Origin of the sequence: Chitinilyticum aquatile DSM 21506 (assembly GCF_000430805.1) — a bacterium.
Lineage (GTDB): Bacteria > Pseudomonadota > Gammaproteobacteria > Burkholderiales > Chitinibacteraceae > Chitinilyticum > Chitinilyticum aquatile.
Genome location: NZ_AUMS01000001.1, coordinates 35,690 through 60,703 on the forward strand (window position 1 = coordinate 35,690; position 25,014 = coordinate 60,703).

At 61.6% G+C, this 25,014-nt stretch carries 25 protein-coding genes; 13 read left to right on the top strand and 12 right to left on the bottom strand.

Features of this window, described 5'->3' with window-relative positions; all coding sequences use genetic code 11:
• On the top strand, nucleotides 1-951 hold the full coding sequence (locus tag H559_RS18170; protein ID WP_051278771.1) for a LysR family transcriptional regulator: 951 nt from the start codon (nucleotides 1-3) through the stop codon (nucleotides 949-951).
• On the opposite strand, the gene recX is transcribed toward H559_RS18170, so the two are convergent.
• Nucleotides 903-1,379: a recombination regulator RecX gene (gene recX / locus H559_RS0100195; RefSeq protein WP_028451004.1), complete on the bottom strand. Its 477-nt coding sequence runs from the start codon at nucleotides 1,377-1,379 to the stop codon at nucleotides 903-905. The two genes, H559_RS18170 and recX, sit on opposite strands and share 49 nt — an antisense overlap.
• Nucleotides 1,380-2,060: 681 nt before the next feature.
• Between recX and H559_RS0100200 the strand changes: the two genes are divergently transcribed.
• The 4 genes from H559_RS0100200 (at nucleotide 2,061) to chrA (ending at nucleotide 7,610) form a co-directional block, all read left to right on the top strand.
• A complete protein-coding gene (locus H559_RS0100200) occupies nucleotides 2,061-3,647 on the top strand; it encodes an ABC transporter substrate-binding protein (RefSeq protein WP_028451005.1) in 1,587 nt (528 codons plus the stop codon).
• A 77-nt stretch (nucleotides 3,648-3,724) separates the two neighbouring features.
• Nucleotides 3,725-4,864, top strand: a complete 1,140-nt coding sequence (locus H559_RS0100205) for a trans-sulfuration enzyme family protein (RefSeq protein ID WP_028451006.1) — start codon at nucleotides 3,725-3,727, stop codon at nucleotides 4,862-4,864.
• Between the two features lie 99 nt (nucleotides 4,865-4,963).
• Complete coding sequence (locus H559_RS0100210; RefSeq protein ID WP_028451007.1) at nucleotides 4,964-6,109, top strand: MalY/PatB family protein; 1,146 nt, start codon at nucleotides 4,964-4,966, stop codon at nucleotides 6,107-6,109.
• 130 nt (nucleotides 6,110-6,239) lie between these two features.
• Nucleotides 6,240-7,610, top strand: a complete 1,371-nt coding sequence (gene chrA / locus H559_RS0100215; RefSeq protein WP_028451008.1) for a chromate efflux transporter — start codon at nucleotides 6,240-6,242, stop codon at nucleotides 7,608-7,610.
• 52 nt (nucleotides 7,611-7,662) lie between these two features.
• Here chrA and H559_RS18180 read toward each other — a convergent pair whose 3' ends face one another.
• The 5 genes from H559_RS18180 to H559_RS0100240 all read right to left on the bottom strand — a co-directional run bounded on the left by H559_RS18180 (nucleotide 7,663) and on the right by H559_RS0100240 (nucleotide 14,702).
• Entirely contained in the window at nucleotides 7,663-8,859 is a 1,197-nt protein-coding gene (locus H559_RS18180; protein ID WP_051278772.1) for a patatin-like phospholipase family protein, read from the bottom strand.
• 85 nt (nucleotides 8,860-8,944) lie between these two features.
• Entirely contained in the window at nucleotides 8,945-10,561 is a 1,617-nt protein-coding gene (locus H559_RS0100225) for an MFS transporter (RefSeq protein WP_028451009.1), read from the bottom strand.
• A 666-nt stretch (nucleotides 10,562-11,227) separates the two neighbouring features.
• The gene (locus tag H559_RS0100230) at nucleotides 11,228-11,665 is read right to left on the bottom strand and encodes a GIY-YIG nuclease family protein (RefSeq protein WP_211230862.1); all 438 of its coding nucleotides are present in this window, start codon (nucleotides 11,663-11,665) and stop codon (nucleotides 11,228-11,230) included.
• The gene (recA, locus tag H559_RS0100235) at nucleotides 11,662-12,714 is read right to left on the bottom strand and encodes a recombinase RecA (RefSeq protein WP_028451011.1); all 1,053 of its coding nucleotides are present in this window, start codon (nucleotides 12,712-12,714) and stop codon (nucleotides 11,662-11,664) included. The genes H559_RS0100230 and recA overlap by 4 nt, the downstream gene beginning before the upstream one ends.
• A 155-nt stretch (nucleotides 12,715-12,869) precedes the next feature.
• Nucleotides 12,870-14,702, bottom strand: coding sequence for a sensor histidine kinase (locus tag H559_RS0100240; RefSeq protein ID WP_028451012.1), 1,833 nt, complete (start codon nucleotides 14,700-14,702; stop codon nucleotides 12,870-12,872).
• Nucleotides 14,703-14,844: 142 nt separating this feature from the next.
• On the opposite strand from H559_RS0100240, the gene H559_RS0100245 reads away from it, so the two are divergent.
• The 5 genes from H559_RS0100245 (at nucleotide 14,845) to H559_RS0100260 (ending at nucleotide 18,363) form a co-directional block, all read left to right on the top strand.
• Nucleotides 14,845-16,161, top strand: coding sequence for a D-amino acid dehydrogenase (locus H559_RS0100245; protein ID WP_373277329.1), 1,317 nt, complete (start codon nucleotides 14,845-14,847; stop codon nucleotides 16,159-16,161).
• Nucleotides 16,162-16,247: 86 nt separating this feature from the next.
• Nucleotides 16,248-17,018, top strand: a complete 771-nt coding sequence (locus H559_RS0100250) for an HAD-IIA family hydrolase (RefSeq protein WP_245579308.1) — start codon at nucleotides 16,248-16,250, stop codon at nucleotides 17,016-17,018.
• A 104-nt stretch (nucleotides 17,019-17,122) separates the two neighbouring features.
• Nucleotides 17,123-17,350, top strand: a complete 228-nt coding sequence (locus tag H559_RS22985; RefSeq protein ID WP_211230863.1) for a YchJ family protein — start codon at nucleotides 17,123-17,125, stop codon at nucleotides 17,348-17,350.
• Nucleotides 17,259-17,594, top strand: coding sequence for a YchJ family metal-binding protein (locus H559_RS23365; RefSeq protein WP_373277330.1), 336 nt, complete (start codon nucleotides 17,259-17,261; stop codon nucleotides 17,592-17,594). Before H559_RS22985 ends, H559_RS23365 begins: the two co-directional genes overlap by 92 nt.
• Nucleotides 17,524-18,363, top strand: coding sequence for a YkgJ family cysteine cluster protein (locus H559_RS0100260; RefSeq protein WP_211230865.1), 840 nt, complete (start codon nucleotides 17,524-17,526; stop codon nucleotides 18,361-18,363). The genes H559_RS23365 and H559_RS0100260 overlap by 71 nt, the downstream gene beginning before the upstream one ends.
• Before the next feature lie 96 nt (nucleotides 18,364-18,459).
• Here the strand turns inward: H559_RS0100260 and H559_RS0100265 are convergent, their stop codons facing one another.
• The 5 genes from H559_RS0100265 to H559_RS0100285 all read right to left on the bottom strand — a co-directional run bounded on the left by H559_RS0100265 (nucleotide 18,460) and on the right by H559_RS0100285 (nucleotide 21,642).
• Entirely contained in the window at nucleotides 18,460-19,056 is a 597-nt protein-coding gene (locus H559_RS0100265) for a YitT family protein (protein ID WP_028451016.1), read from the bottom strand.
• A 168-nt stretch (nucleotides 19,057-19,224) separates the two neighbouring features.
• Nucleotides 19,225-20,256 (bottom strand): ACR3 family arsenite efflux transporter, encoded by a 1,032-nt coding sequence (gene arsB, locus H559_RS0100270; RefSeq protein ID WP_034639186.1) that lies wholly within the window; start codon nucleotides 20,254-20,256, stop codon nucleotides 19,225-19,227.
• Nucleotides 20,256-20,756, bottom strand: coding sequence for an arsenate reductase ArsC (locus H559_RS0100275; RefSeq protein ID WP_028451018.1), 501 nt, complete (start codon nucleotides 20,754-20,756; stop codon nucleotides 20,256-20,258). The genes arsB and H559_RS0100275 overlap by 1 nt, the downstream gene beginning before the upstream one ends.
• Nucleotides 20,757-20,807: 51 nt before the next feature.
• Entirely contained in the window at nucleotides 20,808-21,296 is a 489-nt protein-coding gene (locus tag H559_RS0100280; protein ID WP_028451019.1) for an ArsI/CadI family heavy metal resistance metalloenzyme, read from the bottom strand.
• Nucleotides 21,297-21,312: 16 nt separating this feature from the next.
• Entirely contained in the window at nucleotides 21,313-21,642 is a 330-nt protein-coding gene (locus H559_RS0100285; RefSeq protein WP_028451020.1) for an ArsR/SmtB family transcription factor, read from the bottom strand.
• A 287-nt stretch (nucleotides 21,643-21,929) separates the two neighbouring features.
• On the opposite strand from H559_RS0100285, the gene H559_RS0100290 reads away from it, so the two are divergent.
• The 3 genes from H559_RS0100290 to H559_RS0100300 all read left to right on the top strand — a co-directional run bounded on the left by H559_RS0100290 (nucleotide 21,930) and on the right by H559_RS0100300 (nucleotide 23,581).
• Nucleotides 21,930-22,466, top strand: coding sequence for a hypothetical protein (locus H559_RS0100290; RefSeq protein WP_028451021.1), 537 nt, complete (start codon nucleotides 21,930-21,932; stop codon nucleotides 22,464-22,466).
• A 28-nt stretch (nucleotides 22,467-22,494) separates the two neighbouring features.
• The gene (locus H559_RS21195; protein WP_051278773.1) at nucleotides 22,495-23,010 is read left to right on the top strand and encodes a GNAT family N-acetyltransferase; all 516 of its coding nucleotides are present in this window, start codon (nucleotides 22,495-22,497) and stop codon (nucleotides 23,008-23,010) included.
• A gap of 142 nt (nucleotides 23,011-23,152) precedes the next feature.
• Complete coding sequence (locus tag H559_RS0100300) at nucleotides 23,153-23,581, top strand: hypothetical protein (protein ID WP_028451022.1); 429 nt, start codon at nucleotides 23,153-23,155, stop codon at nucleotides 23,579-23,581.
• A 95-nt stretch (nucleotides 23,582-23,676) separates the two neighbouring features.
• Here the strand turns inward: H559_RS0100300 and H559_RS0100305 are convergent, their stop codons facing one another.
• Nucleotides 23,677-24,702: a DUF4349 domain-containing protein gene (locus H559_RS0100305; protein ID WP_028451023.1), complete on the bottom strand. Its 1,026-nt coding sequence runs from the start codon at nucleotides 24,700-24,702 to the stop codon at nucleotides 23,677-23,679.
• Nucleotides 24,703-25,014: the final 312 nt, after the last annotated feature.

A 25,014-nucleotide genomic window follows, 5' to 3' on the forward strand; every position in this document is an offset into this window, starting at 1 on the left:
ATGACTGGCAAAACCGCCGATCTCAACCGTATCAGGTACTTCCTCGCCGTGGCCGAAGCGGGCAGTTTCACGGCCGCCGCCGAGCGGCTGGATGTTGCCAAGGCGATCGTCAGCCAGCAGGTCGCGCGGCTGGAGGGCGAGCTCGGCGTGACGCTCTTTACCCGCACCACGCGGCGCGTGGTGCTGACCGAAGCGGGCGAAGCATTCAGCCAGCGCTGCGGACCGCTCCTGCAGCAGCTTGACGACGCGGTGCAGCAGCTTGATGCCGCGCATGCCGAGCCGCGCGGCGTGTTGCGCGTCACCGCACCGGCCGATTACGCCGCCTCGATGCTGGCGCCGGCGCTCGCCGCCTTTGCACGGCCGTATCCCGGCCTGCAGCTTGACGTGGTTGCCACGCACGAAGTGCTCGATCTGGTCGCCGAGCGCATCGATCTGGCGATCCGCATGGGCTGGCTGCAGGATTCCTCGCTGAAAGCCAGCAAGCTCGCCAGTTTCGCGCAGTGGGTGGTGGCTTCCCCCGGTTTTGCAGCATCCAGCACCGTCAGCCACCCCGCCGAGCTGGCGACACAGCCGGCCATCCTGCTCAATCTGCTGGCGAGCCCGGCCACCTGGACGTTCGCCGCAGCCGGCATCGAAGCCTGCACGGTAAGGCTCAACGGCGTGGCGCAGACCAACTCGCCACCGACGCTGCTGGCACTGGTGCAGGCAGGGGCCGGCATCGGTATCGCGCCCGATTTCATGGTGCAGGAAGCGATCCGGCGCGGCGAGCTGATTCGGCTCTTGCCGGACTGGCAATTGCCGGAAGGCGGCATCTACGCTGTATATCCGGCCGGCCGGCATCTGCCGGCCAAGGTGCGGCTGTTCATCGATTTCTTTCGCGACTGGCTGGGCCGCCAGGCCAATCAGGCGATCTCGTCGTCCCAGTCCGCGCTGCCTCCGACGACGCGGTAGGCGACCTCCGTCGAAAAGCCGCGCCCGAGCAGGAAGCGCAATTGCTTTGCGCGTTCTTTCTGGTCGGCCGGCGGTGTGCCGAACTTGCGCTCCCACAGGCGCCGCGCCGCGCCCGTTTCATCGACCGCGTGTTCGCTGATTGCCGTTTCCAGCAGCTCGCCGCTGATGCCTTTCTGGCGCAATTCCTGCCGCAGCCGGTTGGGGCCGTAGCGCTGGCTGCGGTGCAGCGCCCACTGCTCGGCAAAGCGCTCGTCTGAGAGCCAGTTGCGATCCCTGAAGTCGTCGAGTACCTGCTCGATCAGCGCGATACCGTCTTCATCGTCGACCAGCCGGCGCAGTTTCAGTGCCAGCTCGGCGCGCGAGTATTCGCGGCGGGCCAGCAGCGCGAGTGCCTTGTTGCGAAGAAGCTGGATGAGATCGCTGGTCATGGCGGGGCGGCGGGGAGGAAATGTCGGATTATCCCACTGCTTCGATGGATATGCAGTTCCGGAGAGTCATTCCTTTTGATTACCTGATTATGTCTTTCCTTCAGGAAGCTAGGTTTTTAGCGCCTCCGGCGCGGTATTTCCATGCCGGGGGTGCCCGGCAACACGTCAGGGGGCTTGTCTTGCCAAGCCCCCCGACACCCCCAAGTCGCGCCCGATCAGCCGCCCCGCTACGCGGGGTTCCTTGCGATGCTCGTTTTTCCGGGGGCGCGGGACAACTCGGGCTGCGCCCTCAAACACGTCCCGCGCCTGACCCCGGAAAACCTGCGCTTCTCAGCGGCTTCAGGGCAGAGCGTGCTAATCAGCGCCTTTGTTGCTCAGGCTTCCTGAAGCAGAGACATAATCAGGTTTTATTAATGGGTATGTGTCTGTAGCCATTTATTTGAAAAGGTTTCATCTATATACATATATTGGTATTGACTGCGGCTTCGGCCCGGTTGAGGGCACAGGCCTGCCGACTGGCAGGGATCCGGACGGATGGGTCTGGGCGCGGATACGAAGCGGATCCGTTTTGCGGGCATCAATCCGGCTAAAAACCGCAATGGCACATGCATGGAAGAAACTGGTCTATGGGTAATCAACAGACGCTGGTAAATTGCATATGACTTTCAAAAGGAGTAGCCAATGGTCCTGCCTCGCCTTGCCCTGTGCGTGATCGCGGTGCTTGCATCTGCTTCGGTGCATGCGAAAACCCTGGTGGTGTGCACCGATGCCAACCCGGAAGGCTTCGACGTTGTCCAGTTCAATTCGCTGGTGACCACCAACGCCTCTGCCGATGTGCTGTTCAACCGCCTGGTCGAATTCGATGCCGCCAGTGGCGAGCTGAAACCTGGGCTGGCCGAGCGCTGGACGGTCAGCGAGGACGGCAGAGTGCTGACCTTCACGTTGCGCCGCAACGTCGCGTTCCACACGACGGACTATTTCAAGCCAGGCCGCTTGCTCAATGCCGATGATGTGGTGTTCAGCTTCCAGCGCATGCTCGACCCGGCCCATCCCTGGTTTGCCACGGCGCGAAACGGCTATCCGCACGCGCAATCCTTCCAGCTGGGCAAGCTGGTGAAACGTGTCAGCAAGCTGGATGCGCACACCGTGCAGTTTGAATTGACCGACGCTGACGCTACCTTCCTGCCCCTTCTGAGCATGGGCTTTGCCTCGATCTACCCGGCCGAGTACGCGACAAAGCTGCTGCAGGCCGGCACGCCGGAAAAACTCAACGGCCAGCCAGTCGGCACGGGGCCATTCATATTCCGATCCTTCCAGAAGGATGCCGTGGTCAGGTATGACGCCAACCCGCAGTATTTCGCCGGCCGGCCCAGGGTCGACAAGCTGGTTTACAGCATCACGCCCGATGCCAGCGTGCGTGTCCAGCGCGTGAAAGCGGGCGAATGCCAGATTGCGCTGGCGCCCAAGCCGCTCGATGCGGTTGCCGCGAAAAGCGATCCGAAACTGACCGTGCTTGGAACCGAGGCGTTTGCAACGGCCTTCATTGCGCTCAATACCCAGCACAAGCCCTTTGACAATGTGCTGGTGCGCCAGGCCGTAAACCATGCCTTTGACCGAGCTTCGTATCTGAAATCGGTATTCAGCGGCACGGCGCAGCCAGCGCGCAATATTTTCCCGCCGGCCACCTGGAGCAGCGCGAAGGCCTTGCCGGGCTATGACTACGACCCCGCCAGGGCGCGCGAACTGCTGGCCAGGGCTGGTTATCCGGACGGTTTCAGCACGACCATCTGGGTGCGCCCGGCCGGCAGTGCACTCAACCCGAACCCGAAGCTGGGCGCCGAAATGCTGCAGTTTGATCTGGCGAAAGTCGGCATCAAGGCCGAAATCCGCACGATCGAATGGGCCGAGCTGATCCGGCGCGCCAAGGCTGGTGAGCACGATCTGCTGTTCATGGGCTGGTCGGGCGACAACGGCGACCCGGACAACTTTCTCACCCCACAATTCAGCTGCGCGGCGGTACAGTCGGGCACCAACTTTGCCCGCTTCTGCGACCGCGAACTGGATCGCCTGATTGCAGCTGGCAAACGCAATGCCAATCGCTCGGTGCGCAGTGTCGCCTACGGCAAGGCGCAGCAACTGATTCGCGACGAGGCGCTGTGGTTGCCGCTGGCGCATCCGACCAGCTTCGTGCTGACGCAAAAGAATGTTTCGGGCTACACGGTCAATCCCTTTGGCCGGCAGGATTTTTCCGGCGTCAGCCTGCGCTGATCCGCTTTCATGAACTGCGCGCGGCTGCGATCGATCCTGCTGCGCGTTCTCATTTGTTGCACTGACAGGGCCACATCATGCACATCGCAACACGGCTGGCGCACGCCGGCCTGGGTGAAGACCCGCGCACCGGCGCCATCAGCACGCCGATTTACCAGACCGCCACCTTTGCCCATCCGGCGCTGGGCGAGAGCACCGGTTTCGACTACAGCCGCTCATCCAACCCGACCCGGCTCACGCTGGAAGAGTCGGTCGCCCGCATCGAAGGCGCGCATTCGGCCTATGCCTTCGCCAGCGGGCTGGCTGCACTGTCGACCGTGCTGGGACTGTTCAGCCAGGGTGACCATCTGATCGTGGCCGAGGGCTGTTATGGTGGCACGTCGCGCCTGCTGGACCAGGTGTTTGCGCGTTTCGGCATCACGGTAAGCTACGTTCCGGTGATGGATACCGCCGCGTTTGCCGCTGCCATCCGCCCCGAAACGCGCGCCATCCTCATCGAATCGGTGAGCAATCCCTGTCTGTGGGTGCCGGATTTCCGTGCGCTGGTCGCGCTGAAAACAGAACACGATCTGCTGCTCTTCGTCGACAACACCTTCCTCACGCCATACTGGTTCCGACCGCTCGAAGAGGGCGCCGATCTGGTCCTGCATTCTGCGTCGAAATATCTGGCCGGACACAATGACACGATTGCCGGGCTGGTCGTCGTGCGTGATGCGGAGCTCGCCGGGCGCGTTGCCTTTCTGCAGAATGCGGTCGGTGCCGTACTGGGCCCGCAGGATGCCTGGCTCACGCTGCGCGGCCTGAAAACATTGGCCCTGCGCCTTGAGGCGCAGCAGGCGAATGCATTGCGCGTTGCCCAGTGGCTGAAGGAGCATCCGGCCGTGACGGCCGTTCACTACCCGGGCCTGCCCGATGACCCCAATCATGTGCGCCTTGGCGATCTTGCCAGCGGCCATGGTGCCATCCTGTCCTTCTCGGTCGCCGATGCAGAACAGGTTGGCCAGCTAATCGCGCGCCTTCGGCTGATACCGTATGCCGAGAGCCTTGGCGGCGTGGAAAGCCTGATTACCGTTCCGGCAATTCAGACGCATGCGAATCTGGCACCTGAAGAGCGCGAACGGTTGGGCGTCCGTGATACGCTCTTGCGCCTGTCGCTGGGTATCGAAGATGCCACTGATCTGATCGCCGATCTTGCCCAGGCCCTTGCCGCAGACTAGAAGGGGCAAGCACAGCCCATCCCCGCTGTTACCGGCGATGCCGTACATGCCCCAACCGCAAAAATCATCTTCAAAACCCTCTGAGCCCGGAACCGCTTCATGACCTCTGCCGCTTTTGACTTCATCGACCGCACTGACACCGCCAGCCTGAAGTGGGACAAATATCGCGGGCGCGACATTCTGCCGCTGTGGGTCGCCGACATGGATTTTGCCGCGCCGCCCGCCGTGCTGGCTGCGATCGGCGAGCGTCTGCAGCATGGTGTGCTCGGCTATACCAACCCACCAGATTCGCTGGTCGAGGCGGTGATCGAGTATGCCCGCGCGCACTACGGCTGGGCGATCGAAGCGGACTGGTTTGTCTGGCTGCCCGGCCTTGTGCAGGGCCTGAACCTGGCCTGCCGTGCGGTTGGGCAGGCGGGAGATGCAGTGCTGACCGCCACGCCGGTCTATCCGCCTTTCCTGCGTGCACCGGGGCTGGCCGAACGCGAGCTGATTACCGTGCCGCTGGAAGACAAGGGCGACTACTGGGGCTGGGATTTTGCAAAGCTGGAAGCCGCGATTACGCCGGCAACCCGCTTGCTGCTGCTGTGCCACCCCCATAACCCGGTAGGCCGCGCATGGAGTAGGCTGGAGCTTGATACCTTGCTGTGTATTGCAAGGCGGCACAATCTTGTCGTCTGCTCGGATGAAATCCATTGCGATCTGCTGCTGGACGATGGCCTGCAGCACACGCCCTTTGCCAATCTTGATCCCGAGTTTGCCCATCAGACGATCACTCTGCTGGCACCGTCGAAAACCTGGAACCTGCCGGGGCTCGGGTGTTCGCTGGCCCTCATCCCCGATCCGGCGCTGCGGGCGCGCTTTCGCCGCGAAATGGCCGGGCTGGTGCCGTCGGTCAACCTTTTCGGCTATATCGCCGCCGAAGCGGCCTACCGTGACGACGGCCGCTGGCACGCCGAGCTGCTGGACGTGTTGCGAGTCAATCGCGCCTTGCTGGCAGACGCCTTCGCCGGCAGCCCGCTCAAGCTGACGATTCCGCAGGCGACGTATCTGGCCTGGGTCGATGCGCGCAGCATCGACGCGGAAAACCCGCTGCCGCAGTTCGAGGCGCTGGGTGTCGGTCTCTCGGACGGCCGTGATTTTGGTTTTCCGGGTTATTTGCGGCTCAATTTCGGCTGCCCGACCGCGACATTGCAGCAGGCGCTCGAACGCATGAAGCCGCTGTTGCATCCGGTCGGGAGCTGAGTTTACCCGCGCTGGCCGGGTTTTGTTGCTGCTCGTCTGCGTCAACAGCGCCTGAAATCGCCAGGGGTTTGCACTAGCGCCAGGAGCGCGCCCGACAAGCGCTTCGGCCCACCACAGGAGAATTCAAGCAATGAGCCACACCAAGCCGGAAGCCGGCGCTTCCGCTTCGCCGCCTGCTCCGGCGGCCGTCAGCTTCTGGCAGGCTTTCCGCTTCTGGCTGCAGCTGGGTTTCATCAGCTTTGGCGGCCCGGCCGGGCAAATCGCCATCATGCACGAGGAACTGGTCGTGCGGCGGCGCTGGATTTCCGAGCGCCGTTTCCTGCATGCACTGAACTACTGCATGGTGCTGCCGGGGCCGGAGGCGCAGCAGCTGGCTACCTACATCGGCTGGCTGATGCATCGTACCCTTGGAGGTATTGTCGCGGGAGCCTTGTTTGTATTGCCTTCGCTGCTGATACTCATTGGGCTTTCCTGGCTGTATTTTGCGCACGGCGAATCACCGCTGCTGGCGGGCCTCTTTTACGGCATCAAGCCGGCGGTCACCGCGATTGTGGTGCAGGCCGCGCACCGCATTGGCTCGCGCGCGCTGAAGAACAACTGGCTGTGGGGCATTGCCGCCGCCGCCTTTGTCGCCATTTTCGCGCTGAATGTGCCATTTCCGCTGATCGTGCTGGCGGCGGCACTCATCGGCTATCTGGGCGGAAAGCGCTGGCCGGCGGTATTTCGCACCGGTGGCGGGCATGGCAGGGCAGGCGTTTCACACGGCCCGGCGCTGATCGACGACGATATGCCCACTCCGGTGCATGCACGCTTTTGCTGGCGCAGGCTGGCGCTCGTCATTGCCAGTGGCGTGCTGCTGTGGGCTCTGCCAATGGCGGTGCTGACGCTGGTATATGGCTGGAGTCACACGCTGACGCAGATGGGCTGGTTCTTTACCAAGGCGGCGCTGCTGACCTTTGGTGGCGCCTACGCGGTGCTGCCCTATGTGTATCAGGGCGCCGTGGTGCACTATGGCTGGCTGAGCCCGGTGCAGATGATCGATGGCCTTGCGCTGGGCGAAACCACGCCGGGGCCGCTGATCATGGTGGTGGCCTTCGTCGGTTTTGCCGGTGGCTACAGCCAGGCGTTTTTCGGCGCGGATAATGCCGTGCTGGCGGGGGCTGTTGCGGCGTGCCTGGTGACGTGGTTTACCTTCCTGCCTTCCTTTCTTTTCATTCTGGCCGGCGGACCTCTCGTCGAATCCACGCATGACGAGCTGAGCTTCACCGCGCCACTGACGGCCATTACTGCCGCCGTGGTCGGCGTGATCCTGAATCTGGCGCTGTTTTTTGCCTGGCATGTGCTGTGGCCGCATGGGATTGCGGCCCAGCCGGACTGGTCGGCGCTGCTGATTGCGCTGGGGGCGCTGCTGGCCTTGTTCCGCTTCAGGTGCGGCGTGATGCCGGTGATTGCCGTGTGTGCGCTCGCCGGCCTGTTGCTGCGCCTGTTCCTGCCTTCCTGATTGCGCAAACTGGCTGGCCGGGCTTGTTGCAGGGCCCGGCCAGACAGACGGCTTACTCCTTGGCGGCTGGCTTGCGTGCACGCGCCGGTGCGGCCTTGGCAGTGGCGGGTTTGGCTGTGGTCGGTTTCGGTGGTGCGGCCGAGGCCTGGCTTGCTGCTGTGCCGGTTTTGGCCCTTGTCCTGACTGTTGCCTTTGTGGCGGATTTGTTTGCTGCCTGGGGTTTGGCAGCGGCAGCCGGTTTGGACGCCGCTGCGGATTGGCCGGCAGGTGCAGCCAGCGCGGCAGTCGCATCGCGGTAGCCGGCAGCAATCCGGTTGGCGATCGACTTGGGCGAGAAATCCAGCGTGGCGCTCTGTTCTTCCGGCATGTTGTTGGTGATGACGACCGGGTGCTCGATCATGCTCAGGCGTTCGATATCCTGAAAGCCCGGCATGCCGAGGATGGGCGAGCCGGCGGGCAGTACCTTTTTCAGCTTGCGGGCCAGCTCGGCCAGCGCGTTGTAGTCTTCCATGCGCTCCATGTCGCCCAGCACCTTGTTGGAGAAGATGATCTCCAGCATGCGGTCCTGCACCTGGGGCAGGTTCTGTGGCACGAGCCCCTTGAGCGGGAAGAGGTTGACAATCACGAAGCGGATCGGGCTCGCCGCCGGCAGGCCGTTGATCATCGCGCCCAGCGGGGCATTGTCGAACAGGCCGCCATCCCAGTAGTGCCGGCCGTCGATTTCAACCGCCGGGAACATCGGCGGAATCGACAGCGAGGCGATGACATGGTCTGCCGTGATGCGCTGGCCGTTGCGGTTGGTGAAGGTCACGATTTCGCCGCTTTCGATCTGGACGGCGGACAGCTGGACGATGGTGTCCGAGCTGTTGAGCTTGTCGAAATCAACGAGCTCGTGCAGCAGTTCGCGCAAAGGGTCGGGCGAGTACATCGCCGTCCAGTGCGGCATGTTCCAGAAGTCGGTGCGCAGCCGCGACATGTGCGGGTTGCCGAAGAGCGCGAGATTCTGCTCGACGATGTCGGGCGCGAAGGGAATCTGCGGCACCGTCAGCTTCTGCCACAGCGTTTCCAGCGCCGGCAGCGGATCGTCGCTGCGCGAGCCGACCAGCACGGCCGCATTGGCTGCGCCTATGGATACACCGGCCACCATCTGCACCGGAAGCATCTGTTTCTCGTGCATGTGGCGCAATACCCCCAGCTCGTACGCGCCCAGTGCCCCGCCACCCTGCAATAACAATGCGATCTGCTGCATGACAAACCTCCTGTGATTGGTGTCAGCAGGATAGCAGCCTTTGTTCAGATTGGTAGCGGCTTGAATCCGCCCGGCCGATCATGTGTCATGCGCTTTTGAGCTTCAGCTTCCAGGCAATGAAGAGTGCGATACCCGGCATCAGGAGGCCGAGCACCAGGGAGGCTGCGAGCAGCGGGCTGAGTTCGCTGTAGTTCGCTGCGGTGAGGATTGCGCCGCTGGCCGGGTCTTTCACTTCGCGGCTCAGCGTGAAAACCTGGTTGAGGTATTTGGTGCCGAGCTGGCTGGCGGAGAGCGCCAGATTGGTGAACGACGCCATCACGGCGAAATACGTGGCTTTCAGGTGCGCCGGTGCCGAGTTGGCGATCCATGCCAGCATCGGAATCATCGCGACCTGGCCGAAGGGCGATTCCAGCGCGGTATCGATGAGGGCAATGAAGCGGGCATCGACCACGCCACCGGTATGCGCCGCCGTCCAGTGGTGCAGGCCATGACTCATGCCCAGCATCGGCAGCGCGAGCAGTGCACCTGCCAGCGTGAGAAAAGCGATCACCTGCATCAGTGAGCGATCGGCCATGAAACGGCGGAAAATGAACATGCCGGCCAGCGTCAGCGCGCTGCCGATCAGCGACAATTGCGCGAGGAAAGCCTGGTCGAATTTCAGTTCATCGATCATCCACCAAGTCACGCCCGGCCCGGGCAGGGGCGTGGCGCGATACATGAAAATCACCAGCGCCGTGCCGACCAGCGTGATGCGCGCAGGGGCATCCAGCTCGCGCACCAGTCGCCAGAGCAGAAACCCGATGATCGCGAGCGAGCCGGCAAAAACAATTTCCTGCCCGTAACTCAGACGCGACACCCCCATTGCAATGCTGAAAAGCGCAAACAGCAGGCTGCCGCCAAGCACCCACCAGTTCGGCCGGGTGGTTTCCGCGCTGTGCTGCAGCAGCGCGAGTGCAGCATGGTGGCTGAGGCCGTGTGACTTGTGCTCCGCCAGCCGCCGCCGCTGCAGCCAGCCGTTCAGCAGCACGCCGGAGACGGAAACGAGCGGGATGACGAGCGCCAGCAGATAAACCTGCCGGTACAGCGCCGTTTTGGCCGCATCGGGCAGGGTGTCGGCATCGTTGAACAGCCACAGGTTCACGCCGCCTACCAGCACGCTGCCGCCAATCACGGCCACGCGCCCCAGGGTCTGCATGGTCGTGTGCATCAGCTTGATGCGTGCTTCATCAATCGGGCTGCCGTCGGGCAGGTGGCGCGGCACCGCTTCCACCGTCATTGCATCGGCCACGGCATCCTGCAGCATGAAACCCACCGGCATCAGGAGGGTGGCCAGCACGAACCAGGCGTTCACCGGCATCACTGCCGCCATGCCCTGCGGATTCCCGATCAGCCCGGCCATGATCAGGAGGCTCGCCGCCAGCAGTGTCGCGCCCAGATAGACCAGCCCGCTCTTGAAGCGCCACAGCAGATCGACCAGATGCCCCATCGGCATTTTCAGCGCCCAGGGAATGCCGGCCCAGAAACCCAGTGCCGCAAGAAACTCGGCCGACAGCCCAAGACGTTCCTTCACATAGAAGGTGCCGACAATGCCGGTGAGGCCCTGGATGCCAAAAGCCAGATACACCAGCAGGGGAGGCAGGTAGGAAAGCCGCATTTCGCGGCCCAGCGACAGGATGTTGCGGTCAAACCACTGCCAGAGCATGGGGTGTCTCGTCAATCGGGGAAAGCCATGCTAAGGGCGAAGGCCGGCGCATGCAAACCGGGAGTTGCGCTTGTTGCCGGAAGAGGACGGTGGGCGGGGCGGGGAAATGGGGTGTGGCAGACGAATCAGGCTGGAATGTCGAGGCAGATTTTGTGAAAATATGAATACATTGTGCCCTATACGCATGCAGCCACTTTGGATAAATGGCTGTGGAAACATACCCTGGATTATTAATCCTGAATGATGCGATTCAAAATGGCTGCCGAGCATGGGGGCAGTTGAAGCAGAAAATTTGACCTGATTATGTCTCTGTTTCAGGAAGTCAAAAGTTTAGCGCCTTTGGCGCGGTATTTTCATGCGCGATTCCGTCGCGCCGACGGGTTACTTTCTTTGCGTTGCCAAAGAAAGTAACCAAAGAAAGGCAAGCCCGGCCGGCAGCCCCTTCGGGGTTCCCTGCGATGCTCGTTTTTCCGGGGGTACGGGACAACTCGCCCTGCGGGCTCAGACACGTCCCGCCCCAGATCCCGGAAAAACTGCGCTTCTCGGCAGCCTTCAGGGCGGGAGCGTACTAAACGCTGCAATGGTTATTCTGTTTTCTGAAGCAGAGACAGAATCAGGGAATTTGAAACGGCACATGCCTGCAGTGAATGCTTCTTACTGGGCTGTTTATTTGCGCCGCCGGTGGGTCTGGTTATATCCAATGCTTTCTTCGTTCGAACGGTATAGCACGATCAGGTCGGATTCTTTCTGGCTGACTTCCTGCTTGTCGTCCGACTCATAAATGATTTCTTTCCTGATCGAAAAATCACTGAGTTGCTCCTTCGTGAAATCCTGTTCGACCAGGGCGTTGTTCCAGGAGCCAAAATAGCGGATCGAATGCCCAGCGCCCCCAATGTCCTTGCCAATGTAGATTTTTCCGTTAGGGAAGGTCAGCTTGTAGACCACATACTTGAATTTCATCGCGACTAATCCTTGTTCCAGAGTCGGCAAGGGAATGGGGCTTCTTTGCGGGGCGAGGATATTGTTCTGCACAAACACCTTGCCATGTGGAGCCACAAACAAAACGGCCGCTGATGCGGCCGTTTTGTTTGAACTGAGGATCAATCCTCCAGCGCTTCCTCGTCTTCGACTGCGCCACCGGCAACAATCGGTGCAGCGTTGCCGCCGATCTTGCCGCGGATTTTCTGCACGATTTCGTCGGCGACTTCCGGGTTGTCCTTCAGGTACTGGCGGGAGTTTTCCAGCCCCTGGCCGATCTTGTTGCCGTTGTAGCTGTACCAGGCACCGGCTTTCTCGACGATCTTGTGCGCGACGCCATGCTCGATGATTTCGCCCTCGCGGCTGATGCCTTCGCCGTAGAGAATGTCGAAGGTGACGACGCGGAAGGGCGGGGCGACCTTGTTCTTGGCGATTTTGACCTTGGTCTGGTTGCCGATGACTTCTTCGCCCTTTTTCACGGCGCCAATGCGGCGAATGTCGAGGCGCACCGAGGCGTAGAACTTCAGCGCATTGCCGCCGGTGGTGGTTTCCGGGCTTTGCCCCGGCATCATGTTGCCGATCTTCATGCGCAGCTGGTTAATGAAGATGACCAGGGTGTTGGTGCGCTTGATGTTGCCGGTGAGCTTGCGCAGTGCCTGGCTCATCAGCCGTGCCTGCAGGCCGACGTGGGTGTCGCCCATTTCGCCTTCGATTTCGGCCTTCGGTGTCAGGGCTGCGACCGAATCCACCACGATGATGTCGACGCCGCCGGAGCGCACCAGCATGTCGGCGATTTCCAGTGCCTGCTCACCGGTATCCGGCTGCGAGATCAGCATGTCGGAGACATTCACGCCGAGTTTCTGCGCATACACCGGGTCGAGCGCGTTTTCCGCGTCGATGTAGGCGGCGACGCCACCCATTTTCTGGATTTCGGCCACGACGTGCAGACATAGCGTGGTTTTACCGGAGGATTCCGGTCCGAAGATTTCGACAATCCGGCCGCGCGGCAGGCCGCCGACGCCGAGGCCGAGGTCAAGGCCGAGCGAGCCGGTGGAGACAACCTGCAGGTCATTTTCGATCTGGTTCTCGCCCATCTTCATGATGGCGCCCTTGCCGAACTGGCGTTCGATTTGTGCGAGTGCGGCGGCGAGTGCCTTGCTCTTGTTGTCGTCCATGCTTGCTCCAGACAGAGGTAATTGGTTGGTGTTGCGGATTATAGAACAATCGTTCTGTTTTGCAAACGGGTCTGTGTGCAGTGTGCAGAGGCGCCGCATTCAGCCACGCAGTTGCAGGGGAAAGAATCGGTGTGATGCAGCAAGCACAGACCCGGCTAGTCAAGCGTGAAGGAGAAGGTTGCGCCGCCCTCCGGCGCCGATTTGGCCCAGATGCGGCCGTGGTGGCGCTGGATGATGCGCTCGGCAATCGAGAGGCCGATGCCGTTGCCACTATGGTGCGAGCCGGATTTCAGCCGCTGGAAGGGCTTGAAGAGCTGGCTGGCCTGCGCCATGTCGAAGCCGCAGCCATTGTCGCTGACGTTGAAAATGGTCCTGTCCTGGTGCCGGGTGCAGTCGATGCGGATCAGCGGATTGCGCGTATCCCGCGTGAACTTGAGCGCGTTGTCGAGCAGGTTGTGCAGCACGATGCGCAGCAGTCGCCGGTCGGCGTGCGCCTGCATGCCGGGCATGATCTCGATGGTGACGTCGTGGTCGGGTTCCAGGATGCTGATTTCGTCGAACAGTTCCTGTGCGAGCGCACTGACATCGACCGGCTCCTGCTGCAGCTCGGCCTGCGAAAAGGCCTGCAGCGTGGCCAGGTCGTCCAGATGGCTGTGCATGCCCTGCATCGCGATCATCAGCTGCTGCAGATAGGTGCGGGTGCCAGCATCCTGCTGTCTGGCGGTTTCGTCCTGCAGTATCTGGCACAGACCTTCCATGCGTCGCAGCTGGCCGAGCAGATCCTGCGTGATGACTTCGCTGAGGCAGTCGGTTTCCTGCCGTGCCTGCGCCAGCGCCCGCGTGCGGTTTTCGACTACGTCCTCCAGATGCTGGCGGTAGTGCTCGAGCTCCAGTTCGCCGGTCTTGTGCTGGTGAATGTCGATCAGATAGCCGTGCAGGTAGCGCTCCTGCGCGCTGTCGGTGGTTGTATGGGCCAGCAGCAGCACCCAGTTGTCGGTGCCATCCGCCTTCTTCAGCCGGCATTCGAAGCGCTGCGGCGCGTGGCTGGCATTGGTCTGCCCAAAGAGCTGGTAAATCAGGTGGCGGTCATCCGGATGAACGACATTGGCGAGGAAGTTGTCCTCGTACCAGCTCGATAGCGGCAAGCCCAGCAGGGCTTCGGCCTGTGGGCCGATGTAGGTGAAACGCCACTCGCCCGGGCGCGCATCCCAGGGAATGACACTGCTGTTTTCCACCAGCCGGCGGAAGCGGTTTTCGCTGGCGCGCAATGCTTCTTCGGCCTGGCCGCGGCTGATGATGTCGGCTTCGAGCTGCAGGTTTTTTTGCTCCAGATCGCCAATGAGCTGGCGCAGCGACTGGCGCGTGGTTTCGAGTGACAGGCCAAGCTCGCCCAGTTCATCGTCACGGGCCCAGGTGAAGGCTTCATCAAGCTCGTGGCGTGCCAGCTGGCCGGACTGGCGCAGCAGGCGCTGCAGGGGGGTGAGCAGGCGGGCATTCAGCAACACATAGATCAGGCCGATGCTGATGATGGCTTGCACGGCAACAGAAATGATGTACTGGCGCTGTTTGCGCTCCAGTGCCTGGATGCCGGGGCCGTTGTCCATTTCCAGCGTAACCTTGCCGATCTGCTGGCCCTCGCGGATGACCGGCTCGGTGTCGCTGCTCAGACTGTGACTTCGGCGCTCCGGGTGATTGGCTGTCAGGAAGGTATCCCCGCCGCCGGAGTTGTCCACTACGGTGATCCGCACGATGCGCGGGTCGTTCATCATCGAGTCGATCAGTGGCTGGCCGGCGTCCGGCGAGAGATTCCACAGCGGGTCCTGCATGCCCAGCGCCAGCAGTTCGGTGAGCCGGCGGTGTTCGTGCGCGAATTGCTGGTTCAGATTGCGCAGTTCGGCCTGCATGCCGAAATAGCCGTTGATGGTCGCCGGCAGCAGAAGGCCGAACAGGACAGCAAGAATGATGGCTGCACGGAGTGTGAAACGCATTCGCAATCAGGTCGGTTGGCTGCGGAAGCCCTAGTGTAGTGCAAGCGGCTGACACACGCTGTAGTGAAACAGCACGTGCTGTAGCAAAAATGCTTGCACCAGCATGCACCGGTTTTGATGCCGGGCAGGGAAGGGGCGTGTTTTGCTGCACGGCAGCAGTGCGCGCGGCATAATTGGCCGGGTTTTCAGGGGAGACAAGAACATGAAAGTCATCGTGCTCGGAGCAGGGGTGATCGGCGTGACGTCAGCGTGGTTTCTGGCGAAGGCCGGCCATGAGGTTACCGTGATCGAGCGCGCGCAGGAGCCGGCGCGCGAAACCAGTTATGCCAATGGCGGGCAGATTTCCGTGTGCCATGCCGAGCCGTGGGCGAACCCGAAAGCACCGTGGAAAACGCTGCAGTGGCTGGGCGAGGAAGATGCACCGCTGCTGTTCCGTTTCAAATTTGACTGGAACCAGTGGCGCTGGGGCCTGCGCTTCCTGCAGCAATGCACGCCGGAGCGTGCACGTTTCAACCTGCAGAATCTGGTGCGTCTGGGGCTGTTCAGCCGCGATACGCTGCAGGCTGTGCGCGGCGAGCTGGGCTTGTCGTACGACGAGCGAACGGAAGGAATTCTGCACTACTACACCGACGAGGCTGATTTCAACGCCGCGATTCCGGCCGCCGCGCTGATGCGTGAAGTGGGGCTGGACCGGCAGGTGAAATCCGCAGCCGAATGTCTGGCGATCGAACCTGCCTTGAAGCACTCGCGCCGCCCCATCGTCGGCGGCACCTACACACCAAGCGACGAATCGGGCGATGCGCGCAAGTTCACCAACGAGCTGGCGAAACACGCCGAAGCGCTGGGCGTGACATTCCGCTACGACTGCGCGATCGACGGGTTTAATGCTGAAGGCGGCGATGTAAAAAGCGTGCGCGTGCATACCCCAGAAGGTAAAGAAGTGCTCAGCGCCGATCGCTTTGTCGTGTGTCTGGGCAGCTACAGCCCGCTGTATCTGGCGCCCTTGGGCGTCACGCTCGACATCTACCCCGCCAAGGGCTATTCGGCGACGATTCCGGTCGGCCCCGAACACGAGGCTCCGACAGTCAGCATGACCGACGATGGCTACAAGCTCGTGTTCTCCAGACTGGGTGATCGCCTGCGCGTGGCCGGCACCGCCGAATTCAACGGTTACAACCTTGAACTGAATGAAATCCGCTGCAAGGCACTGATCGCGCGCACCAGCGAAATCTTCCCCAATGGTGGCGATTACGCCAACGCCGAATTCTGGACCGGCCTGCGTCCAGCCACGCCGGGCAATCTGCCCTATATCGGCAGCACGCGCTACCCCAGCCTGTGGCTGAACACCGGTCACGGCACGCTGGGCTGGACCGAATGCTGTGGCTCCGCCAAGGCGATTGCCGACTTGATCGATGGCAAGAAACCCGAGGTCGATTACCCCTTCGTGCAGGGGCTGTAAATGATCTACGGTGCGGCACGGCTAGTGCTGCACCGTATTCGCGGCTAAAGTCAGCATCTGGTCAAGCAATCAACAGGAACAGGAACATGATCAAGAACGTGATTTCCGACATGGACGGCGTGGTCTACCGCGGCAAGCAGCTCATTCCCGGCGCGCAGGCCTTTGTCGACCGCATGCTGGCAGCCAAGATTCCCTTCCTGTTTCTGACCAACAACGCCGAACAGACGCCGTATGACCTGAAACTGAAGCTCGAATCGCTGGGCGTGCACGGCCTGACGGAAGACAACTTCATCACCGCCGCGATGGCCACGGCGATGTTCCTGAAAAACCAGAAGGACCGCGCCAAGGTCTACGTGATCGGCGGCGGCGGGCTGATCAATGAACTCTACAACGTCGGCTTCTCGATCTCGGAAAGCAAGCCGGACTACGTGGTCGTCGCCAAATCGACGACCTTCAGCTTCGAGCAGATGAAGAAGGCGGTGCGCTTTATTGACCAGGGCGCCAAATTCATCGGCACCAACCCGGACATGATCGACCCGGTCGAAGGCGGCAACGAGCCGGCGGCCGGCACCATTCTGGCGGCGATTGCTGCTGCTACCGGCAAGAAGCCCTACATCGTCGGCAAGCCCAATGCGCTGATGATGACGCTGGCGCTCAGAAAGCTCGGCGCACACCCGGACGACACCCTGATGGTGGGCGACCGGATGGATACCGACATCGTCGGCGGCATGGAGGCCGGCATGAAAACTGCGCTGGTGCTCTCGGGCGTGACGACGACCGACATGATCGACCACTTCCCCTACAAGCCTGACTACGTGTTCAATGATGTCGGCGAGATCGTGCTGGACAAGCTTTGATTTTTTCTTGGGTATCGGTCCGGAATCCTTTCTGGTAAAGGGATCTGGGTCAATACTATGCCGTGTATGTGGTTTTGCGTGATCGACGGGATTGGGAGAGGGTGATGTCTGCATGTCCTTGTGGAAGCAAGCTGGAATACGCAGTCTGCTGTGGCCCGATCATCGCGGGTGCGCCAGCGCCCAGTGCCGAAGCGCTGATGCGTTCACGCTATGCGGCCTTCGTTCTTGGCGAACTCGACCATGTCGAACGCACACATGCGCCGGAAGTGCGCGATGATTTCAACCGGGCAGAGGCGGAGCGCATCGCGCAGGCTCGAAATCCGCCGTGTTGAAGTCACCGGAGATGAAGCAAAAGTTGAGTTTGTAATCCGTTTCCGGCGCAACCAGCAGGACATGATCCAGGCCGAGCTGGCAAGCTTCCGCCGTGACAACGGACTCTGGCTCTATGTTTCGGGTGACTTCAACCCGCAGATTACCCAGCGGAACGTGAACAAAGTGGGGCGGAATGATCCCTGTCCCTGCGGGTCGGGCAAGAAGGCTAAAAAATGCTGCGGCACAACGACCGAACTCGCTTGAGGGAACGGGGATGACGCACCGGTTCAGGTGTACCGCATGTGGCCAGTGCTGTTTTGGCCAGTTGCCGTTGACGCTCGACGACGCATTGGCCAATGCCGGCCTGTTTCCGCTTGCGATGATCTGGACGCCCTTGCGCAAGGGGGCGAAAGATCATGCTTCTGTCGCCCGCCTGGGGGTGACGATCAGGGTAACCCCGAAGGATGAACTCGCGGTTCTGATTGTTCCTACCGCTTACATTCCGCCTGACCAGCCTTGCCCGGCGCTGGGGGAGGACCGGCTCTGCAGCATTCATTCGCACAAGCCGCTGCGTTGCCGAACCATGCCGTTTTACCCGTACCGGGAAGAGCAGTTCCAAGGTGAGATGCTGTCGCCGCGCAAGGGCTGGCAGTGCGATGTTTCGGATGCCGCTCCCATTGTCTTTCATGAACGAAAGGTGCTGGAACGTGCCGATTTCGAGAATGAGCGCAACGCGATTCTGCTGCAAAAACCGGTGATCAAGGCTTACGCCGATTACATGCTGAAATACTCGCCTTTCCTTGTGGCGGATCTGGCAAAGGCGGCCATGAAAAGGCAGGGAGGGCAGGTTGTCAGTAGCTTGTCTTCATTTCTGACCGCAAGCCGAAATCCACAGGCGAAGCAGATTGCAAACCTGCAAGCGCAGGCCTTGGGGCGAGCCCTGGCGCTTACCGCAGGTGTGCAGGAATATGCCGATTATGCTGCCAGCTATGGCGGGTGGAAAAAGGAAATGGATTACCTCGCGGCTCGCTGAGCATGCAATCGCAATCCGTGGCACAGATCCGCTCCCCGGAAACAACAGCCGCCCTGCCTTCGGCAACCCCATGCAGCCCCTGATGAAAGGGCGGAATCACATCCCCATATAGCGCCCAGGCCGGTGATTGATGGCAATCACCAGATTCAGCGCGAGGGCGCCGGCAATCGACAGCAGCATCTGCTGCGGGCTGGCGAGGAAGATGCCAGCGAACAGGATGGCCAGATCGAAGCCCAGCTGCACATGCCCGGCGCGCCAGCCGCGGCGCTGCTGCAGGTAGAGTGCCAGCACGGTTACGCCGCCGAGGCTGGCGCGATGGCGTACCAGCATCAGGATGCCTGCGCCGGCGAGCAGTCCGCCCATGATGGCGGCAAACAGCGGGTTGAGGGAGCCGAAACTCAGCCAATGCGGCAGCCAGCCGGTCAGGAGCGACAGCGTGCCGATGGCGGCAAAGGTCTTCAGCGTGAATTCGGCGCCCAGTGTGCGCCAGGCAAACAGGTAGAAGGGCACGCTGATGATGAAAAACACCGCGCCATACGCCCAGTGCGTGGCGTAGTGGATCAGGAAGGCGATGCCGGTGACGCCGCCGGTGAGCAGCTTCGCATGCTGGAAAAACTGGATGGCCAGCGCCATGAACAGCGCGCCGGTCAGCACGCCCTGCAGGTCTTCGAACAGGCTGTGTCGTCGAGACATGGTACGTGCTCCTCGTTGGCGGGGAGGTGAGCATAGTGCAGGCGGGTGCTTTTGGCTGTGCAGGAAATCCGCAGTAGGGTGTTATGTGGCGATGGCCGTGCCGGGCTTATGGGTATATGTCTGTAGCCATTGCAGATAAATGGCTACAGACATATCGGTTGCCGTGTATCAGGCCGCCGCTTCGTACCAGTTCTTGCTGCGGTTTACCACTGCGACTACCGCCAGCATGATGGGTACTTCGACCAGCACGCCGACGACAGTCGCCAGCGCCGCGCCGGACTGGAAGCCGAACAGGCTGATCGCGGCAGCGACCGCCAGCTCGAAGAAGTTCGAGGCGCCGATCAGTGCCGACGGGCCGGCCACGCAGTGCGCCACGCCGAGTTTTTTGTTGAGCACATAGGCCAGTCCCGAGTTGAACACCACCTGGATCAGGATGGGCACCGCCAGCAGCGCGATCACCAGCGGCTGCTTGAGGATCTGCTCGCCCTGGAAGGCAAACAGCAGGACCAGTGTGGCCAGCAGGGCACAGAGCGAAAACGGCTGGATGCGCTTCAGTGCCGTATCCAGGCCGCCGTGCGCGATCAGTACTTTGCGCGCCAGCTGGGCGAGGATGACCGGAATCACGATGTAGAGGCCGACCGATACCAGCAGCGTATCCCACGGCACGGTGATGGCCGAAATGCCCAGCAAGAGACCGACAATCGGCGCAAAGGCGACCACCATGATGGCATCATTCACCGCCACCTGGCTCAGCGTGAAGTGCGGCTCGCCTCGTACCAGCTGGCTCCAGACAAACACCATCGCGGTACACGGTGCTGCAGCCAGCAGAATCAGGCCGGCAATGTAGCTGTCGATCTGTGCCGCTGGCAGCCACGGAGCGAAGAGCTCACGAATGAATAGCCAGCCCAGCAGCGCCATCGAAAACGGCTTGACCAGCCAGTTCACGAACAGCGTTACACCGATGCCGCGCCAGTGCTGGCCGACTTCTTTCAGCGCGGCGAAGTCGATTTTCATCAGCATCGGGATGATCATCACCCAGATCAGGATGCCGACCGGCAGATTGACGCGGGCAATCTCCATGGCACCCAGTGCCTGGAAGGGCGCGGGGGCCAGTTGGCCGAGCACGATGCCAACGACGATGCACAAGGTCACCCACAGCGTGAGATAGCGTTCGAATACGCCCAGTGCAGGCTGGCTCATTATGCGTTCACCCCGTTCAGGACATCCGGCTCGCCAATCGCCCGAATATTGGCCAGGTGCTCGATTTTCTCGTCTGGCAGGCTGACCAGCAGCTCGATGCGGTGCTTGATCTGGCAGAAAATCTGCGCAAAGGAGTGGCGCTTTTCTTCATCGGTTTCGCCGTGCGGGTCATCGTAGCCCCAGTGCGCGGTGATCGGGTGGCCCGGCCAGACCGGGCATTCTTCGTTGGCCGCATTGCCGCAGACCGTGATGATGATGTCCATCTTCGGCGCGTCTTCACCCTCGAACACATCCCACGATTTGGAATACATATAGCCGGTATCGTGACCGATTTTCTGCAGCAGCTCGATGGCAAAGGGATTGGGCTGCGTGCCGGGCTTGCTGCCGGCGCTGAAGGCCTGGAAGCGCTCGCCGCCGAGGTGGTTCAGCAGGCCTTCCGACATGATGGAACGTGCCGAATTGGCGGTGCAGAGGAACAGGACGTTGAATTTCTTGCTCATGATGATCCCTGGTTTGGTGTGTGTTTATTCTGGAATGTCGGCTCGGGCTTTTCAGCAGCAGCCCGATCCGGGGGTGCAGCACGACATATCGCCCAGCTTGATACGCGGTTTTTCCGCAGCAGGCAGCGGCGCGCAGCAGGCCGAGTTTGCCGCGGCAGTCTCGCCCCGATTAAACGTGGGCACTGTTGCAAGCGTGTGATACGCCTCCCAGGCGATGCCGGACGGATCGCGCACCCAGTGCTTGTCCGATTCGGCGTAGCAGCAGGCGGTGCCTTCCTGGCTGAGGATCTCGCTGGCGGTCGCCTGCAAACGACCATGCAGTTCGGTCAGTTCCTCATCGCTGTCCACCTGGATGCCGAGGTGATCGACGCCAACCGCCGCGCCGCGGGCAGAAATGGCGAAATTGATGCGCGGATCGTCGATTTGCCACTTGGCATAGTCGGGATGCGCCACCGTGGGCGTACAGCCGAACAGGGCGCTGTAGAAGGCGATACTTTGTTCAAGGTTGTCGACGGCAACGTGGACGTGAAAGCGTTTCATGGCGGGCTCCGGGTGATCAGTCGCAAGGAGGGTTGCAGCAGGGCGGTGCGGGCGTGCAGGGCTGGCCGGCACAGCAGTTTTCGGTCAGGTAGGCGAGCAGCTCGTTCATCGCCGTGTAGTTGGCCGAGTAGTAAATGAAGCGGCCTTCCTGGCGGGACGTCACCAGTCCGGCGTGGCTGAGCTCTTTCAGGTGGAAAGACAGCGTGGCTGGCGCAACCTGAAGCTGCTCGCCAATGCGGCCGACCGCCAGCCCCCCGGAGCCAGCGGCTACGAGGGTGCGGTAGATGGCGAGGCGGCTTTCCTGCGCCAGTGCGGCGAGAAGGGGGACGGCGGTTTTGATTTCCATGATTCTATGATTATCGAAATATTGATATATGGCAAGCCCAATTTTCGATTAACTAGCAACGGAAATCCTAGTTGCGCAACAGTCGCTGGTAATAGTAACGGCAATACTGTTATTGGTATGCCTCTGTAGGCATTTGTCTGCAAAGGCTTTGTGCTGATAGGAGTGGTGGCGTAAAGGAATCTTGTTAAGATATTGCCCTTGCTGAAATCGCGACGGTTTATTTTTGTCAGGCAAGGGAGTAGCGTTCAGTTCTGCTTCGGGCCAGATTTCTTGCGAGGAGTTCTGTGATGCTTTCCCTGTCGGCATTGTGGCGTGAACCGGTCAACCGCGTGGGTCTGTCAGCCTTGCTGGTGTTTGCGCTGGCGCCCCTGTTCCTGCCTTTCGGACTGCTCGATTTTGTCGGCCATAGCCTGTTCCGGATGGATGAGACCTTCCGGGTGTTCAATCTGGCTTTCTCGCAGGTGTTCCGGGCCGAGGACGCGCGTTTTTCCCTCTATGATCTGGCCATCCTGCTGTATGTGTTGAGCCTGCCAGTGGTGCCGCTGGCGTTGCTGTCCCGTAGTTGCGCCGCCTGTGTGCTGCTGTTCCTGCCCTTGCTGGCCACCATGCTGCCGTGGCCGGCGCTGGCAATGACACTGCAGGCCATGCAGCAAAGTCCGGATATGGCGACCATGCCGGCTGATCTGGCCAGCTCGCTGGCTGAACGGGTGCGCATCGGCCCGGCAGCGGCTTTGATGCTGCTGTGCAGCCTGATTCTGCCCGGCCTCGGAATCGGAAAATGGCTCGCCAGATCCCGCAGGCAGGCTGCCGACGGTGTCGTGTAGTCAACCCCGCTTTGCTGCCGGAGCTGCCATGCCCGCCGATCTTTCCCTTGTTCCTCTGACGATTGATCATGCTGCCGATTTTCTGCCGATCTGGTCCGACCGGGAGGTAACGCGCTTTACCTATGTGCGCGATGTCGCGACGCTGGCGGATTGCCGCGCGCGCATCGCCTGGATACTGGAACATGGCAGCGATGTCGGGCCTTTCGTGCTGCAGTCGGGTGGGCAGGTGGTCGGGCTTGCCGGTGCCGTTCGCCTGCCGCAGCCCGGCGAGTTTTCCGCGTATTACCATCTGGCGCGCCAGTATTGGGGGCAGGGGCTGGGCAGCCGCGCGCTGGCGGCCTTGCTGCACTGCCTTTTCCTGGAATGCGACGCGCGCTGCGTGCGTGCGGAGGCCGTGAAGGACAATCTGGCCAGCTGGCGCCTGATGGAGCGCAACGGCATGCGGCGCACCGGCTTGCAGCCGGGCGGGTTTGCCCGCGATGGTGCGGTGTATGACCTCTTTGACTATGCCATCCACCGCGAAGCGTTTATGCACCCTGCCTGATTGGCCGGTGCCTCTGCCGGTGTTGCGCTGCATTCAGGTGGTGTTCAGCGCCGGGGCCGTAGCATGACCTTCATACCGGAACTGCGCGACCGGCAATTTGCCCGCGCGCAGCTCTTGCTGAACGGATCATGGAGGGCTTGCAATGAAAAAATGGATACTGGCCGCGGTTTTGCTGTGTGCTGGCGTCGGCGCTGCGGCGGCTGACGTCGGTGTGTCGGTGAATATTGGCGACCCGAATTTCTATGGACGCATCACGATCGGCAATTACCCGCCACCGCAGCTGATCTACCCACAGCCGGTGGTCATCATGCAGCCGCGGGCGTATTACGAACCGCTTTACCTGCGCGTGCCGCCGGGCCATGCACGCAACTGGGGGCGCTATTGCGGGCGCTACAGTGCGTGCGGCAGGCCCGTTTATTTTGTCCGCGACAGCTGGTACCGGAATGTGTACGCGCCACGCTACCGCAGCGAGCACTGGCAGCGGCATGGACACGACCGCTGGGATGACGATGATCGCCGGCATGGCGGCAAGCGCGGGCATGACAGGTACCGGCACGGACGCGATGACTGATTCGTCTCATACGGGGCTGTGCGGCGCTCCGGGCAAAAAAACACCTGCCTTGCGGCAGGTGTTTTTGCGTGCGGCAGCCGGGTGCAGGCTTCGCGTCAGCCGGCGGCAGGCGGTTCGTTCCCGCTCTCGGCCGGTGTGGCAGCTGCCGCTTCGGGTACCGGTGCAGCCTTGTGTTTGCGGCGGGCCAGCATATATGTGAGCAGCGCCACCGCCAGCACGATGCCCCACAGTGGCCAGAGCATGGCCAGGACGATGGCGAATTGCTGCAGCCCTTGCCAGCCGCTGCCGAACGCTTCGCCCAGTTTGGCGGAAAAGCCCGGCTGCAGCTCGCGCTCGATGGCGTTCAGGTCATCCTCGGTGCTCTTGCTGATGGCCACGGGCTGGTAGAGCGCGATGGTGATGGTGCTGAAGGCTACCTGATCAGCGAATTCTTTTTCGGCGATCAGGGCTTCATCACGGTCGGCCTGCGCGTCCTGCCGCGCGGTGATCGCGGCGGTCTTTTCGCCGGCCTTGCCCTGGCCCTCCGCCACGTCGGCAAGCTGCTGCTGTGCCTGCTGGTTGCGCCGCTGTGCGAGTGTTTCGCGCAGCAGGGCAAATTGTGCATCCTGGGCGGTGAAGGTGCGCTGGTCGAGGAACACGATCTGCCCGGCCAGGTCGCGCAGGAACTGCTGGGTGCGTGCGCTGGGAACGCGCACCTGCAGGAAGCCTTCGGTGCGGTAGCGGCTGAGCACCAGCAGCTTGTTGCCCTCCTGCGGGAAACGCTCGTCACCGTAGCCTTGTGCTTCGATCTTGTTGGCCTCGACAAAGCCGCCGGCACTGGCGACCAGATCCTCGATCGCGAGGGCGCTCTGGTAAACGTCTTTTACCTTGAAACGCAGATCGGCCTTGCGGATGAACTGGCGCTCGCCGTCCTGCTGGCTCAGCACGAGCGAGCCGAGCTGATTCTTGTGCTCGGCGCTGCGGGCTGCTGCGGAGCCTGCTTCGCCCGGCGCGGGTTCGGCGGCTTTTTCAGCAGCGGCAGGTGCTTCGACGCCGATGTGTTCCGGAATTGCTTCTTCCTTCTTGCTGCACGCGCCCAGCAGGAGGGCGGCCAGCGCGAGGCACAGAACGGTTTTCTTCATGGCTCATTCCTTTGTGTTTCTTGTTTTTGACGGGATGAACTCATGCTAGACAGATTGGCGTAACTTAATTGTTCGGCTTTTGTAACGGTGTGAGCGGTGTTACTTCTGTACGCCCCGGTGCATTTGCCGGCTGTTCTTTGCCCGGGCAGCATGCCTGGTCGTGCAGATCATCGGGAGTTCTGCCTGGCCGGTTTGATGGGTATGGGCTTGCAGCCATTTCATGTAATGGGCTTTAGCAAGATAGAGTGATGGGTATGCTGCGGGTTGTGCTGTCCGGGCCAAGGGCCGCAAAAAGGGCGCCATCGTGGCGCC

What these genes read in the sequence shown, in the direction of transcription:
- H559_RS23365 (WP_373277330.1), top strand. Translation starts at nt 17,259, where the DNA reads ATGTCGAACGCACACATGCGCCGGAAGTGCGCGATGATTTCAACCGGG.
- H559_RS0100305 (WP_028451023.1), bottom strand. Translation starts at nt 24,702, where the DNA reads ATGAAGAAAACCGTTCTGTGCCTCGCGCTGGCCGCCCTCCTGCTGGGC.
- arsB (WP_034639186.1), bottom strand. Translation starts at nt 20,256, where the DNA reads ATGAGCCAGCCTGCACTGGGCGTATTCGAACGCTATCTCACGCTGTGG.
- recA (WP_028451011.1), bottom strand. Translation starts at nt 12,714, where the DNA reads ATGGACGACAACAAGAGCAAGGCACTCGCCGCCGCACTCGCACAAATC.
- H559_RS0100240 (WP_028451012.1), bottom strand. Translation starts at nt 14,702, where the DNA reads ATGCGTTTCACACTCCGTGCAGCCATCATTCTTGCTGTCCTGTTCGGC.
- H559_RS0100260 (WP_211230865.1), top strand. Translation starts at nt 17,524, where the DNA reads ATGATCCCTGTCCCTGCGGGTCGGGCAAGAAGGCTAAAAAATGCTGCG.
- H559_RS18180 (WP_051278772.1), bottom strand. Translation starts at nt 8,859, where the DNA reads ATGCAGCAGATCGCATTGTTATTGCAGGGTGGCGGGGCACTGGGCGCG.
- H559_RS22985 (WP_211230863.1), top strand. Translation starts at nt 17,123, where the DNA reads ATGTCTGCATGTCCTTGTGGAAGCAAGCTGGAATACGCAGTCTGCTGT.
- H559_RS0100250 (WP_245579308.1), top strand. Translation starts at nt 16,248, where the DNA reads ATGATCAAGAACGTGATTTCCGACATGGACGGCGTGGTCTACCGCGGC.
- chrA (WP_028451008.1), top strand. Translation starts at nt 6,240, where the DNA reads ATGAGCCACACCAAGCCGGAAGCCGGCGCTTCCGCTTCGCCGCCTGCT.
- H559_RS0100280 (WP_028451019.1), bottom strand. Translation starts at nt 21,296, where the DNA reads ATGAAACGCTTTCACGTCCACGTTGCCGTCGACAACCTTGAACAAAGT.
- H559_RS0100265 (WP_028451016.1), bottom strand. Translation starts at nt 19,056, where the DNA reads ATGTCTCGACGACACAGCCTGTTCGAAGACCTGCAGGGCGTGCTGACC.
- H559_RS0100285 (WP_028451020.1), bottom strand. Translation starts at nt 21,642, where the DNA reads ATGGAAATCAAAACCGCCGTCCCCCTTCTCGCCGCACTGGCGCAGGAA.
- H559_RS0100290 (WP_028451021.1), top strand. Translation starts at nt 21,930, where the DNA reads ATGCTTTCCCTGTCGGCATTGTGGCGTGAACCGGTCAACCGCGTGGGT.
- H559_RS0100200 (WP_028451005.1), top strand. Translation starts at nt 2,061, where the DNA reads ATGGTCCTGCCTCGCCTTGCCCTGTGCGTGATCGCGGTGCTTGCATCT.
- H559_RS0100225 (WP_028451009.1), bottom strand. Translation starts at nt 10,561, where the DNA reads ATGCTCTGGCAGTGGTTTGACCGCAACATCCTGTCGCTGGGCCGCGAA.
- H559_RS0100300 (WP_028451022.1), top strand. Translation starts at nt 23,153, where the DNA reads ATGAAAAAATGGATACTGGCCGCGGTTTTGCTGTGTGCTGGCGTCGGC.
- H559_RS0100210 (WP_028451007.1), top strand. Translation starts at nt 4,964, where the DNA reads ATGACCTCTGCCGCTTTTGACTTCATCGACCGCACTGACACCGCCAGC.
- H559_RS18170 (WP_051278771.1), top strand. Translation starts at nt 1, where the DNA reads ATGACTGGCAAAACCGCCGATCTCAACCGTATCAGGTACTTCCTCGCC.
- H559_RS0100205 (WP_028451006.1), top strand. Translation starts at nt 3,725, where the DNA reads ATGCACATCGCAACACGGCTGGCGCACGCCGGCCTGGGTGAAGACCCG.
- H559_RS21195 (WP_051278773.1), top strand. Translation starts at nt 22,495, where the DNA reads ATGCCCGCCGATCTTTCCCTTGTTCCTCTGACGATTGATCATGCTGCC.
- recX (WP_028451004.1), bottom strand. Translation starts at nt 1,379, where the DNA reads ATGACCAGCGATCTCATCCAGCTTCTTCGCAACAAGGCACTCGCGCTG.
- H559_RS0100275 (WP_028451018.1), bottom strand. Translation starts at nt 20,756, where the DNA reads ATGAGCAAGAAATTCAACGTCCTGTTCCTCTGCACCGCCAATTCGGCA.